Annotated in this window: 12 protein-coding genes, 3 tRNA genes and 1 pseudogene; 2 read left to right on the forward strand and 14 right to left on the reverse strand. The window is 60.1% G+C overall.

The annotated features are described in order from the left end of the window. Positions 1-57: 57 nt before the first annotated feature. The 14 genes from rpoB to MHI61_RS15180 all read right to left on the reverse strand — a co-directional run bounded on the left by rpoB (position 58) and on the right by MHI61_RS15180 (position 11,332). A complete protein-coding gene (gene rpoB / locus MHI61_RS15125; protein ID WP_097584903.1) occupies positions 58-4,197 on the reverse strand; it encodes a DNA-directed RNA polymerase subunit beta in 4,140 nt (1,379 codons plus the stop codon). 261 nt (positions 4,198-4,458) lie between these two features. Next, on the reverse strand, positions 4,459-4,839 hold the full coding sequence (gene rplL, locus MHI61_RS15130; protein WP_009994538.1) for a 50S ribosomal protein L7/L12: 381 nt from the start codon (positions 4,837-4,839) through the stop codon (positions 4,459-4,461). Positions 4,840-4,897: 58 nt separating this feature from the next. Beyond that, positions 4,898-5,416, reverse strand: coding sequence for a 50S ribosomal protein L10 (rplJ, locus tag MHI61_RS15135; protein ID WP_009994537.1), 519 nt, complete (start codon positions 5,414-5,416; stop codon positions 4,898-4,900). A 327-nt stretch (positions 5,417-5,743) separates the two neighbouring features. Beyond that, a complete protein-coding gene (rplA, locus tag MHI61_RS15140) occupies positions 5,744-6,442 on the reverse strand; it encodes a 50S ribosomal protein L1 (RefSeq protein ID WP_038688272.1) in 699 nt (232 codons plus the stop codon). Between the two features lie 4 nt (positions 6,443-6,446). Continuing rightward, positions 6,447-6,878: a 50S ribosomal protein L11 gene (rplK, locus tag MHI61_RS15145; RefSeq protein ID WP_003547518.1), complete on the reverse strand. Its 432-nt coding sequence runs from the start codon at positions 6,876-6,878 to the stop codon at positions 6,447-6,449. Positions 6,879-7,054: 176 nt separating this feature from the next. After that, positions 7,055-7,585, reverse strand: a complete 531-nt coding sequence (gene nusG, locus MHI61_RS15150; protein ID WP_004669067.1) for a transcription termination/antitermination protein NusG — start codon at positions 7,583-7,585, stop codon at positions 7,055-7,057. 17 nt (positions 7,586-7,602) lie between these two features. Further along, the gene (secE, locus tag MHI61_RS15155) at positions 7,603-7,803 is read right to left on the reverse strand and encodes a preprotein translocase subunit SecE (protein WP_003573826.1); all 201 of its coding nucleotides are present in this window, start codon (positions 7,801-7,803) and stop codon (positions 7,603-7,605) included. A 194-nt stretch (positions 7,804-7,997) separates the two neighbouring features. Continuing rightward, positions 7,998-8,073 (reverse strand) — tRNA-Trp (locus MHI61_RS15160). Positions 8,074-8,241: 168 nt separating this feature from the next. Next, complete coding sequence (locus tag MHI61_RS15165) at positions 8,242-9,135, reverse strand: NAD(P)-dependent oxidoreductase (protein WP_239792574.1); 894 nt, start codon at positions 9,133-9,135, stop codon at positions 8,242-8,244. 162 nt (positions 9,136-9,297) lie between these two features. Further along, on the reverse strand, positions 9,298-9,432 hold the full coding sequence (locus tag MHI61_RS32630; RefSeq protein WP_275593091.1) for a hypothetical protein: 135 nt from the start codon (positions 9,430-9,432) through the stop codon (positions 9,298-9,300). Positions 9,433-9,638: 206 nt separating this feature from the next. Continuing rightward, entirely contained in the window at positions 9,639-10,814 is a 1,176-nt protein-coding gene (tuf, locus tag MHI61_RS15170) for an elongation factor Tu (protein WP_092844923.1), read from the reverse strand. A gap of 167 nt (positions 10,815-10,981) precedes the next feature. Next, the gene (locus MHI61_RS32635) at positions 10,982-11,104 is read right to left on the reverse strand and encodes a hypothetical protein (RefSeq protein ID WP_275593092.1); all 123 of its coding nucleotides are present in this window, start codon (positions 11,102-11,104) and stop codon (positions 10,982-10,984) included. 45 nt (positions 11,105-11,149) lie between these two features. Beyond that, a tRNA-Gly gene (locus tag MHI61_RS15175) sits at positions 11,150-11,223 on the reverse strand. 24 nt (positions 11,224-11,247) lie between these two features. Further along, positions 11,248-11,332: transfer RNA gene (locus MHI61_RS15180), tRNA-Tyr, on the reverse strand. Between the two features lie 201 nt (positions 11,333-11,533). Here MHI61_RS15180 and rlmB point away from each other — a divergent pair. Then, on the forward strand, positions 11,534-12,424 hold the full coding sequence (gene rlmB / locus MHI61_RS15185) for a 23S rRNA (guanosine(2251)-2'-O)-methyltransferase RlmB (RefSeq protein ID WP_239792575.1): 891 nt from the start codon (positions 11,534-11,536) through the stop codon (positions 12,422-12,424). A gap of 21 nt (positions 12,425-12,445) precedes the next feature. Further along, positions 12,446-12,565, forward strand: a pseudogene (locus tag MHI61_RS15190) (metalloprotease); the annotation flags it as partial. Between the last annotated feature and the right edge of the window lie 61 nt (positions 12,566-12,626).

Below are 12,626 nucleotides of genomic sequence, written 5' to 3' on the forward strand. Positions count from 1 at the left end.
ATGCGGCGTCCGGCGGGACCGGCGTGCGCCGCATGGCAGCGCACGCCCTATCAATGCTTACTCGGCCGCGTCGGGCAGCTGGTTTGCCTGCGCTTCGTCAAGCTTGGTGTTCTCAAGCTCGACGCTGAGGCCCAGCGAGCGCATTTCCTTGACGAGAACGTTGAAGCTTTCCGGAATACCGGCTTCGAACGTGTCGTCTCCGCGGACGATGGCTTCGTAGACCTTGGTGCGGCCGGCGACGTCGTCCGACTTCACCGTCAGCATTTCCTGCAGCGTGTAGGCCGCGCCGTAAGCTTCGAGCGCCCAGACTTCCATTTCGCCGAAGCGCTGACCGCCGAACTGCGCCTTGCCGCCCAGCGGCTGCTGGGTGACGAGCGAGTAAGGACCGATCGAGCGGGCATGGATCTTGTCGTCGACCAGGTGGTTGAGCTTCAGCATGTAGATGTAGCCCACCGTGACCTGGCGGTCGAACTGCTCGCCGGTACGACCGTCATAGAGCGTCGACTGGCCGGTATCCTTGAGACCCGCCAGACGCAGCATGTCGTTGACGTCGCCTTCGTTGGCACCGTCGAAGACAGGCGTTGCAATCGAAACGCCGCGCTTCCACTGGTCGGCGAGACGCAGAACCGAATCATCGTCGAATTCGTGGACCTGCTCGGCCTTCGGGCCGGCACCGACGACATCGCCGATGGTCTTGCGCAGCGGCTCGATGTTGCCGTTCGCCTTGTAGGCTTCAATCAATTCGCCGATCTGGCGACCCATGCCGGCACAAGCCCAGCCCAGATGCGTTTCCAGGATCTGGCCGACGTTCATGCGCGAAGGCACGCCGAGCGGGTTCAGAACCACGTCGACATGCGTGCCGTCTTCAAGGAACGGCATGTCCTCGACAGGCACAATGCGCGAGACCACGCCCTTGTTCCCGTGACGGCCGGCCATCTTGTCGCCCGGCTGGATCTTGCGCTTCACGGCGACGAAGACCTTGACCATCTTCATGACACCAGGAGGCATTTCATCGCCGCGCTGGACCTTCTCGACCTTGTCCATGAAGCGCTGTTCAAGGCGCGACTTGGATTCGTCGTACTGGCCGCGGAGTGCTTCGAGCTCGCTCTGGACCTTCTCGTCCTCGACCGCGAACATCCACCACTGCGAGCGGGGATATTCGGAGACGACGGCGTTCGAAAGCTCGGTGCCCTTCTTGAAGCCCTTCGGGCCGGCAATCGAGACCTGGCCGCGCAGCATGTCGATCAGACGGCCGTAGACGTTACGGTCGAGAATCGCCTGCTCGTCGTCGCGGTCCTTGGCAAGACGCTCGATCTCTTCGCGCTCGATCGCCATCGCGCGCTCGTCCTTCTCGACGCCATGGCGGTTGAAGACGCGAACTTCGACGATCGTGCCGTAGGTGCCGGGCGGCATGCGCATGGAGGTGTCGCGCACGTCGGAGGCCTTTTCGCCGAAGATGGCGCGCAGAAGCTTTTCTTCCGGCGTCATCGGGCTTTCGCCCTTCGGCGTGATCTTGCCGACGAGGATATCGCCCGGCTGAACTTCGGCGCCGATGTAGACGATGCCGGCTTCGTCGAGGTTCTTCAGCGCTTCTTCCGAAACGTTCGGAATGTCGCGGGTGATTTCCTCAGGACCAAGCTTGGTGTCGCGCGCCATCACTTCGAATTCTTCGATGTGGATGGAGGTGAACACGTCGTCGGCAACGATACGCTCGGAGAGCAGGATCGAGTCTTCGTAGTTGTAGCCGTTCCAGGGCATGAACGCGACGAGCGCGTTGCGGCCGAGCGCCAGGTCGCCGAGATCGGTCGACGGACCGTCGGCGAGAATGTCGCCGCGGTTGACGACGTCACCCACGGTGACCAGCGGACGCTGGTTGACGCAGGTGTTCTGGTTCGAACGCTGGAACTTCTGCAGGCGGTAGATATCGACGCCGGACTTGCCGGCTTCGAGGTCTTCGGTGGCGCGGATAACGATACGCGTCGCGTCGACCTGGTCGACCACGCCGCCGCGGCGGGCGCCAATGGCGGCGCCGGAGTCACGGGCGACGACCGGCTCCATGCCGGTCCCGACGAACGGGGCTTCGGCACGCAGCAGCGGCACGGCCTGACGCTGCATGTTCGAGCCCATGAGGGCGCGGTTGGCGTCGTCGTTTTCCAGGAACGGGATGAGTGCCGCAGCAACCGAAACGACCTGCTTCGGCGAAACGTCCATCAGGTTCATGCTGTCGCGCGGGGCGAGCATGACTTCGCCGGCGTGACGGCAGACGACGAATTCGTCGACGAAGGATCCGTCGGGGTTCATCTCGGCGTTGGCCTGGGCGACGTAGTACTTGGCCTCTTCCATGGCGGAGAGGTAGAGCACGTCATTCGTCACCCTGCCGTCGACGATGCGGCGGTACGGGCTTTCGATGAAGCCGTACTTGTTGACGCGGGCAAAGGTCGCAAGCGAGTTGATCAGACCGATGTTCGGGCCTTCCGGCGTTTCAATCGGGCAGATGCGGCCGTAGTGGGTCGGATGCACGTCGCGGACTTCGAAGCCGGCGCGCTCGCGGGTCAGACCGCCCGGGCCAAGAGCCGAAAGACGGCGCTTGTGGGTGATTTCCGAGAGCGGGTTGACCTGGTCCATGAACTGCGAGAGCTGCGAGGAACCGAAGAATTCGCGGACGGCTGCGGCAGCCGGCTTGGCGTTGATCAGATCCTGCGGCATGACCGTATCGATCTCGATCGAGGACATGCGTTCCTTGATCGCGCGCTCCATGCGCAGCAGGCCGAGACGGTACTGGTTCTCCATCAGCTCGCCGACCGAGCGGACGCGGCGGTTGCCGAGGTTATCGATGTCGTCGATCTCGCCCTTGCCGTCGCGCAGTTCGACCAGCATCTTGACCACGGCCAGGATGTCGTCCTTGCGCAGGATGCGGACGGTGTCTTCGACGGTCAGGTCGAGACGCATGTTCATCTTGACGCGGCCGACGGCGGAGAGGTCGTAACGCTCCGCATCGAAGAACAGCGAGTTGAACATGGCTTCGGCCGATTCCATGGTCGGCGGTTCACCCGGACGCATGACGCGGTAGATGTCGAACAGAGCGTCCTGACGGTTCTCGTTCTTGTCCGCGGACAGCGTGTTACGGATATAGGCGCCGACATTGATGTGGTCGATGCCGAGAACCGGGATTTCGTCGAAACCGTTCGACAGGATAATGCCAAGCGTCTTCTCGTCGATCTCGTCGCCAGCTTCGAGATAGATTTCACCGGTCGAGTAGTTGACGATGTCTTCGGCGAGGTAATTGCCGTAGAGATCGTCGTCGCCGGCCTTCAGCGCCTTCAGGCCCTTGTCGGACAGCTGGCGCAGCAGACGCGGGGTCAGCTTCTTGCCGGCTTCGACGACGACTTCGCCGGTATCGGCGTCGACCATCTCGGTGATCGCCTTGGCACCCTTCAGCGTTTCCGGCTTGAAGGGAATGCGCCAGCCTTCGCCGTCGCGCTTGTAGAGCGACTTCGTGTAGAAGGTGTCGAGAATTTCTTCGCCGTCCATGCCGAGCGCCATCAGCAGCGAGGTCACCGGAATCTTGCGGCGGCGGTCGATGCGGGCGTAGACGATGTCCTTGGCGTCGAATTCGATATCGAGCCAGGAGCCGCGATAGGGAATGACGCGGGCGGCAAAGAGCAGCTTGCCGGAGGAGTGGCTCTTGCCCTTGTCGTGGTCGAAGAACACGCCCGGCGAGCGGTGCATTTGCGAAACGATGACTCGCTCGGTGCCGTTGACGATGAACGTACCGTTGTTGGTCATGAGCGGCATGTCGCCCATGTAGACGGATTGTTCCTTGATGTCCTTGATCGACTTCGCGCCGGTATCCTCGTCGATATCGAACACGATGAGGCGCAGCGTCACCTTCAGCGGCGCGGCATAGGTCAGGTCGCGCTGGCGGCATTCGTCAACGTCGAACTTCGGCGGCTCGAACTCGTAGGACACGAATTCCAGCATCGAGGCGCCGGAGAAATCGGTGATCGGGAAAACCGACTTGAAGACGGCCTGAAGACCCTCGTCGGGCCGGCCGCCCTTCGGCTCTTCCACCATCAGAAACTGGTCGTAGGACGCCTTCTGGACCTCGATGAGGTTCGGCATTTCTGCGACTTCGGGGATCTTACCAAAAAACTTGCGTACGCGCCTGCGACCGTTGAACGAAAGGGTCTGAGCCATCGTCGCTCCTTCAAAATCTTGCACCCGGGCCTGCAACGGACGGGAACCGATGGCCAGTCGACCCCGTCAATCAATGGGTAGTTCAATCTCGTCCGACTCCCGAAAACGCCCAGCTCGGATTGCTGTGCTGCCCTCGGTGCGAGACTATCCTTTTGAAGAACCCATTACCCAAAAGCCGTTTTGACGCGGCTTTTGGGTAATTCGTTCAGAAAAACGGCAAATGGGAGGCGGCAAATGCCACCTCCCAAAAGCAGTTCAAGCTTACTTAACGTCGGCCTTGGCGCCGGCGTCTTCGAGCTTCTTCTTGATGTCAGCGGCTTCAGCCTTGGAAACGCCTTCCTTGACAGCCTTCGGAGCGCCTTCGACGAGGTCCTTGGCTTCCTTGAGGCCGAGACCGGTGATGGCGCGGACTTCCTTGATGACGTTGATCTTGTTGGCGCCGGCATCCGTGAGGATGACGTCGAACTCGGTCTTTTCTTCTTCGACCGGAGCAGCAGCGCCAGCACCGCCAGCAGCGGCAGCAACAGCTACCGGAGCAGCAGCGGAAACGCCCCACTTTTCTTCGAGAAGCTTCGACAGTTCTGCAGCTTCCAGAACGGTCAGCGAGGAGAGGTCGTCAACGATCTTTGCGAGATCAGCCATTTTACTAGTTCCTTTTGTTCGGTTCGAACCGGTTGATTATAAACAGCGAAAAACCGCCTTAAGCGGCTTCGTCCTTCTTGGCGTAGGCCGCAAACACGCGGGCAAGCTGGCTTGCCGGTGCTGCAACAACCCCAGCGATGCGGGTAGCCGGTGTCTGGATCATGCCCAGCAGCTTCGCACGCAGCTCATCGAGCGAAGGCAGGGTCGCAAGCGACTTGACTGCATCGGCGTTGAGCGTGGTTGTTCCCATGGCGCCACCCAGAACAACGATCTTGTCGTTGGTCTTGGCGAAATCCATGACGACCTTCGGAGCGGTGATCGGATCGGTGCTGTATGCAATCAGCGTCTGACCCTTGAAGAGATTCGACATCCCTTCCGCTTCCGTACCCTGAAGGGCAATTTTGGCCAGGCGGTTCTTCGCGACTTTGACGGTACCGCCAGCTGCACGCATCTTCGAACGAAAATCGTTCATCTGCGCGACTGTGGCACCAGCATAGTGGGCCACGACAACTGAGCCCGAAGCCTTGAAGACTTCGTTCAGTTCCGTGACGAATTCGCGTTTTTCCGCTCTTTCCACTGCCTATCTCCAGTTGGCGGGACCGAAAACGGGCCCGCCGGGTTGCCTTTGCCTCCCGGGATCATGCGAGATCCCAAGCGACGCTTGAGGATCCTGTCCCCCCGCGCTTCCGCGCCAATCAAGGCTAAGAAGGCACAAGGCATCCAAGGCTCGAACCGAGTTTCTAGAAGCGAACTTCATGAATTCGGGTCTTACCCGTCTCATGCAGGCAACGTGATTAAGGGAAAACCACCTGCAATCTCGGACAGGATTCCGGATTTCTCCGGAATATTCCGGCCCCTTGCGAGGCCGGAAATTCAGTGACCGGACCTCGGTCCGGCAATCAACTTATGCAGTCGGTGCGGTGACCGAGCCGACTTCGATCTTGACGCCCGGGCCCATGGTCGAGGAAATCGCCACGCGCTTGACGTAGTTGCCCTTGGCGCCGGCCGGCTTCGCCTTGATGACGGCGTCGGCGAAGGCGCGGATGTTTTCTTCCAGAGCCTTGGCGTCGAAAGATGCCTTGCCGATGCCGGCATGGACGATACCAGCCTTCTCGACGCGGAACTCGACAGCGCCGCCCTTGGAAGCCTTGACGGCTCCGGCGACATCCATGGTAACGGTGCCGACCTTCGGGTTCGGCATCATACCGCGCGGGCCGAGAACCTTACCGAGACGACCGACGAGCGGCATCATGTCGGGGGTGGCGATGCAGCGATCGAATTCGATCTTGCCGCCCTGGACGATCTCGACGAGGTCTTCGGCGCCGACGACATCGGCACCGGCAGCCTTGGCTTCGTCAGCCTTGGCGCCACGAGCGAAGACGGCGACGCGAACCGTGCGGCCCGTGCCGTTCGGCAGATTGACGACACCGCGAACCATCTGGTCCGCATGGCGCGGATCGACGCCGAGGTTCATCGAGACTTCGATGGTTTCGTCGAACTTGGCGACAGCCCGTTCCTTGACCATGCCGATGGCCTGGGTCAGAGCGTAGAGCTTGGTGGGATCAACACCTTCGTTGATCTTGCGAGTGCGCTTGCCAGCCATGATCTTAACCCACCACTTCCAGGCCCATGGCGCGGGCAGAGCCCTCGATCATCGCCATTGCACCTTCGATATCCGCTGCATTCAGATCCTTCATCTTGGCTTCTGCGATCGACTTGATCTGAGCCTTGGTGAGGGAGCCCGCCTTGGCGCCCTTGCCGGGCGTCTTGGAACCGGACGTGATCTTCGCTTCTTTCTTCAGCCAGTAGCTGACCGGAGGCTGCTTCATCGCGAAGGTGAAGGACTTGTCCTGGTAATAGGTGATGACGACCGGAATCGGCATACCCTTTTCCATTTCCTGCGTGGCGGCATTGAACGCCTTGCAGAATTCCATGATGTTAATGCCACGCTGACCAAGCGCCGGACCAATCGGCGGGGAAGGGTTTGCCGATCCTGCCTTGACCTGAAGCTTGAGCTGGCCTGCAACTTTCTTAGCCATATCTCTCTGCCTTTCATGAACGACCGGTCGCCCGGCCCGTGATGCCGGATCTCTCCGGCGGCTGCGGTTGCGTGGTGCGGATCATTAGGGTCCGGCTAAGACCCCTCACCTTCCACGCGGGTGCGGACGAGGTCCGCGGGAAACAGCCGCAAGGGCCAGCTTCCAATCTCTTGCAATCAGACCTTCTCGACCTGAGCGTATTCCAGTTCGACCGGCGTCGCGCGGCCGAAGATCGACACCTCAACCTTCAGGCGCGAACGCTCTTCGTCCACATCCTGAACCGTGCCGTTGAACGAAGCGAACGGGCCGTCGGAAACGCGAACCTGTTCGCCGATCTCGAAGGTAATGGAGGCCTTCGGCCGCTCGACACCTTCCTGGACCTGGCCGAGAATGCGCTCGGCTTCATAATCCGGAATCGGAACGGGCTTATTGTCGGAGCCGAGGAAGCCGGTGACCTTCGGCGTATTCTTGATCAGGTGGTAGGCCTCATCCGTCAGATTGGCGCGGACGAGGACATAACCCGGGAAGAACTTGCGCTCGCTGTCGACCTTGCGGCCGCGACGCACTTCCACCACCTTTTCGGTCGGCACGAGGATCTTCTCGAACAGATGCTCAAGCCCCTTCTGGCGAGCCTTGTTCTCGATGTCCTCAGCCACCTTCTTTTCAAAATTGGAATACGCGTGGACGATGTACCAACGTGCCGCCATTTTTATCTCCACCCGTATCAGTTGCCGGTATTGAGCACGAAGCTCAGAACCCAGCCGATCAGCTGGTCAGCAGCAAAGAAAAACAACGCGGCGAACACCACCATCACAAGCACCATAACCGTCGAGATCATCGTCTCGCGGCGCGACGGCCATGTAACTTTGGACGTCTCGGAGCGAACCTGCTGCAGAAACGCAAACGGATTGGATTTGGATGCCATCGACTGCCCACGCAATTACGGCGCGTAAAGCTGAAACTATCAGCCCCACGCACCGCGTGTCTGTTGAACCCTAAATAAACACCGATTTCCGAATACACAAGAGGGAAACCGAAGTTTAACGAAATTAGTTGCCACCGATCAATCCCCGCCCGGAACGGCTGCAAGCACAGTCGCGCTGTCCCTATCAAGGAAAATGGCAGGGGCAGAGGGGCTCGAACCCCCGACCTGCGGTTTTGGAGACCGCCGCTCTACCAACTGAGCTATACCCCTTCATGCCTATCATTCAGCGCCCGGGCCAAGACCCGCAAATCGCTGCCGAAATGCATGGCGCTCCCTTTAAGACGGCGGCGGCGGATTGGCAAGCACGATTTTCGATTTTCAATGCCGTTCTGCTCATTTGCGAGCGACCGGCTTTTCAATCGCATGGCCGGAAAGCGCTTAGATCTTCACATATTTCCGCCAGTCGTGCTCTTCCCTGAAGCCCAGCACTTCGCGAATCTTGCGATTGGAAAGCAGGCCCTCATATTCGCCGATCTCGCGGGTGAAGGGCACATTCGGGAAGAATCGCTTCGCAAGCTCCCTCGACGGCGTGTTGGCCGAGACCGTGTCATTGGCGGCGTTGAACACCTGGTAGCCGAGGCCGTCCTTCTCGATGCAGAGATGGCAGATCTGACCGAGGTCGCGGGCGTCGATATAACTCCAGGCGATGCGCTTGCGCATCTCGGGATGGGCGAAATAGGTGGGAAACCTCTCATATTCGTGCGGCTCGATGACGTTGCCGATGCGCAGCGCATAAATGTCGAAGCCGGACCGTTCGGCAAAGGCGCGCGCCGTCTTTTCGTTGACCACTTTCGAAAGGCCATAGGAATCCATCGGATTGACATCATAGTCCTCCTCCAGCGGGAACTGGTGGAAGTCGCGATGCCCCTCGGCGAAACAAACGCCGTAGGTCGTCTCGCTCGACGCGACGATGATCTTCCGGATGCCGAGCTTTACCGCCGCCTCGATGACATTGTAGGTGCCCATCGTGTTGATGCGAAAGGTCTCGTTGTCAGGCTTGATCAGGATGCGCGGGATGGCGGCGAAGTGCACGACGGCATCGAAGGGCTGGACGCCTCTGCCCGCGTCGAGATCGGGAAAATCGCGATGCATGGAGAGCGCGTTGAAGACCTGACCACCATCGGTGATGTCGGCGATGAGATTGGTGACGCCGGGGCTATCCAGCGGCACAAGATCGAGGTTGTGCACTTCGTAACCGGCATTTACGAGCCATGGCACGGCATGGCGACCCGCCTTGCCTGAACCGCCTGTGAACAGGATTCGTTTCTTCATGGAATATTCTCCGCGTCATTCGGAGGCATAGTTAGACGCTTCCGCGCGAAGAGCAAGCGAGCGTCCTGCGAGGGTTCACCCCCGCCTCATCAGGCCGCCTGCGTCCGGCGCCTGATCATTCATTTCCAATCACCGCCGAATCCGGCGATGATTTGCAGGCCGTCACTTGACGACGCTGACCTCGTCGATCTGCACGCCCGCCGATTGAACAACCTCTTGCGGGATCGCAGCGATGAAAAACATCGTGAAAACATACATTGCGAATATCGTCGCAACAAATGTGGCCTTGGGAATCATGCGAACTCTCCTCTCTACAAGGAGGAGTTCTGAACTAAAATGAGCCAATCACAAACCGGTTTCTGAACGTGAGATGAACAAAATACTGTGACGGCCCTGTTTAACGATATTTTTACAACAGCTGTTAATCCGTCGATCAGGCATCAAAACGAAAAAACCCCGCTGTCGCCAGCGGGGTTTTTCCTGAATTGCAGGTAATCCCAGGATTACTCGACGATCGAGGCGACGATACCGGCGCCGACGGTGCGGCCGCCTTCGCGGATGGCGAAGCGCAGCTTTTCTTCCATCGCGATCGGAACGATCAGCTCGACGGCAACCGTGACGTTGTCGCCCGGCATGACCATTTCCGTGCCTTCCGGCAGCGTGACGATGCCGGTCACGTCGGTCGTGCGGAAGTAGAACTGCGGACGGTAGTTGGTGAAGAACGGCGTATGGCGGCCGCCCTCTTCCTTCGTCAGGATGTAGGCTTCAGCCATGAACTTCTTGTGCGGCTTGACCGAACCCGGCTTGCACAGGATCTGGCCACGCTCGACGCCGTCACGGTTAACACCGCGAACCAGTGCGCCGATGTTGTCGCCGGCCTGGCCCTGGTCGAGCAGCTTGCGGAACATTTCAACGCCGGTCACCGTCGTCTTCGAGGTCGGACGGATGCCGACGATCTCGACTTCTTCGCCAACCTTGACAATGCCACGCTCGACGCGGCCGGTCACAACCGTGCCGCGGCCCGAGATCGAGAACACGTCTTCGATCGGCATCAGGAACGGCTGGTCGATCGGACGCTCAGGCGTCGGGATGTAGGCGTCGACCGCTGCCATCAGCTCGCGGATCGCGTCTTCGCCGATCTTCTTGTCGCTATCTTCAAGAGCGGCAAGCGCCGAACCCTTGACGACCGGGATGTCGTCGCCCGGGAAGTCGTAGGACGACAGCAGTTCGCGAACTTCGAGCTCGACCAGCTCGAGCAGTTCGGCGTCGTCAACCTGGTCGACCTTGTTCAGGAACACCACGATCGCCGGAACGCCGACCTGGCGGGCCAGCAGAATGTGTTCGCGCGTCTGCGGCATCGGGCCGTCGGCAGCCGAGCACACCAGGATCGCGCCGTCCATCTGGGCAGCACCGGTGATCATGTTCTTCACGTAGTCGGCATGGCCGGGGCAGTCGACGTGCGCGTAGTGACGGGCCGGCGTCTCATATTCGACGTGCGCCGTCGAGATGGTGATGCCGCGTGCCTTCTCTTCCGGAGCCGCGTCGATCTGGTCGTACGCCTTGAACTCACCGAAGTACTTCGTGATCGCTGCCGTCAGAGACGTCTTGCCGTGGTCAACGTGGCCGATCGTGCCAATGTTGACGTGCGGCTTGTTGCGCTCAAACTTACTCTTTGCCATTTGAATGCTTCCTGTGAACGAAATGGTGGCCCCGGCGAACCGGTTTAGTGCCGCCGTTTAAGGCTTTCGGCGAAATTGCGCAAGACTTAATTGCAGACGCCATTCTTGGCGTGAAGGCGCATATGGGAGACAATTCGCCGCCTGCAAGGCGATTCGCCGCAGCCCCCTCAAAAATCGCTGAAATCCCAGAGAAAATTGCCTGCACAACAGGAGAAGAGCACTGGACGCTGGGCGTCGAGCGCCCTCACCTGCCAGACGATCGCCGCCATTGTCGGCGTCCGAAACATCATCGGCATGGCCGCGGCAGCGGTCGTATCAACGGACTTCGGGAAAACTGGAGCGGGTAGCGGGAATCGAACCCGCGTATTCAGCTTGGAAGGCTGCTGCTCTACCATTGAGCTATACCCGCGGGATGGTCCGATCCGATGACGAATGGTGGAGAGAGTTGGATTTGAACCAACGTAGGCTGAGCCAACGGATTTACAGTCCGTCCCCTTTAACCACTCGGGCATCTCTCCAGTTTTCGTCCGGATCGTTAGACCAAGTTCGTCAGACTTCGAAGCGTTGCCGGCCGTCGTCTGCGCCGCGTATATGACCGGAGCATTTCCGTCTGTCAACACGATGACAACGGAAAAAACACGAAAAATTTCATTCGCCGCCGAAAGTCGGCATATGAAAGAAAGCCTATGCGGCAGCCAACGCCATAGCTATAAAGCCGCATGAGCAAAGACAAGAAATCCGGCGGCAAGGCCGCAGCAGACCCATCCGCCAAGGATACGCATTACGCCAATCTCAGGCGTGCGCACCGCGACGCCAAGCGCGAACGCGGCGAGATCCCGACACCTCAGCCGCAGAAGCGCAAGCGTGGGCCCGAGGATTGGAAGCCGCCGGCGTTGGCGCCCGACCAGGTCTATCTCTACGGCCTGCATACGGTACGCGCAGCGCTCGACAATCCCGAGCGCAAGAAGATCAAACTCTCCGTGACGCAGAACGCGCTCGCGCGGCTAGAAATCGACGTCGAGACGCTCGGCATTGCCTTCGAGATCGTCTCGCCGCACGAAATCGACAAGGTGCTCGGCCCCGAGGCGATCCATCAGGGGGTCATGCTGGAGACACGGCCGCTGCCGGTGCGCCGGCTCGAAGCGCTGAAGAACAGCCCTCTCCTGCTCGTCCTCGACCAGGTGACCGATCCGCATAATGTCGGCGCGATCATGCGCTCGGCGGTCGCCTTCAATGCCGGGGCGGTGATCACCACCCAGAGACATAGCCCGACCGAGTCGGGCGTGCTCGCCAAGTCCGCCTCCGGCGCGCTCGAACTGATCCCCTATATACAGATTACCAATCTCGCCGATGCGCTCGGCGAATTGCACAAGCTCGGTTTCTCCACCATCGGCCTCGATTCGGAAGGGCCGGCGCCGCTCGAAGGCACGTTTTCGGGCGACAAGGTGGCACTGGTGCTCGGCTCGGAGGGCAAGGGGCTCAGGCAGAAAACACGTGAGACCGTGACCGCGCTCGCCCGCCTCGACATGCCGGGCGCGATCAAATCGCTGAACGTGTCGAATGCGGCGGCGATCGCGCTTTACGCGGCGCGGCTTTACTTAAAGGCATAGGCTGGCCACTGGCCGCGGCAGACGCTGATGAGCCATGACGGTGCGACGCTTGGCGTCCGCATGCGCGCCGACGGCAATTTCGACAAGTCCAGGCAAGAAGGCGGCAAGCCGCTTTCAGCCGTGCGCCGCGACGCGGTCTAGCTCTTCTTTATGCATGTCGTCATCCCGGAACCGGTGTACACTTCCAGGCGACATGCATTAG

Source organism: Rhizobium sp. K102 (assembly GCF_022385315.1).
Lineage (GTDB): Bacteria > Pseudomonadota > Alphaproteobacteria > Rhizobiales > Rhizobiaceae > Rhizobium > Rhizobium croatiense.

Excerpts from the sequence above, each read along its gene's own strand:
- rpoB (WP_097584903.1), bottom strand. The coding sequence starts at position 4,197 with ATGGCTCAGACCCTTTCGTTCAACGGTCGCAGGCGCGTACGCAAGTTT.
- rplL (WP_009994538.1), bottom strand. The coding sequence starts at position 4,839 with ATGGCTGATCTCGCAAAGATCGTTGACGACCTCTCCTCGCTGACCGTT.
- rplA (WP_038688272.1), bottom strand. The coding sequence starts at position 6,442 with ATGGCTGGCAAGCGCACTCGCAAGATCAACGAAGGTGTTGATCCCACC.
- rplK (WP_003547518.1), bottom strand. The coding sequence starts at position 6,878 with ATGGCTAAGAAAGTTGCAGGCCAGCTCAAGCTTCAGGTCAAGGCAGGA.
- nusG (WP_004669067.1), bottom strand. The coding sequence starts at position 7,585 with ATGGCGGCACGTTGGTACATCGTCCACGCGTATTCCAATTTTGAAAAG.
- secE (WP_003573826.1), bottom strand. The coding sequence starts at position 7,803 with ATGGCATCCAAATCCAATCCGTTTGCGTTTCTGCAGCAGGTTCGCTCC.
- MHI61_RS15165 (WP_239792574.1), bottom strand. The coding sequence starts at position 9,135 with ATGAAGAAACGAATCCTGTTCACAGGCGGTTCAGGCAAGGCGGGTCGC.
- MHI61_RS32630 (WP_275593091.1), bottom strand. The coding sequence starts at position 9,432 with ATGATTCCCAAGGCCACATTTGTTGCGACGATATTCGCAATGTATGTT.
- tuf (WP_092844923.1), bottom strand. The coding sequence starts at position 10,814 with ATGGCAAAGAGTAAGTTTGAGCGCAACAAGCCGCACGTCAACATTGGC.
- MHI61_RS32635 (WP_275593092.1), bottom strand. The coding sequence starts at position 11,104 with ATGATGTTTCGGACGCCGACAATGGCGGCGATCGTCTGGCAGGTGAGG.
- rlmB (WP_239792575.1), top strand. The coding sequence starts at position 11,534 with ATGAGCAAAGACAAGAAATCCGGCGGCAAGGCCGCAGCAGACCCATCC.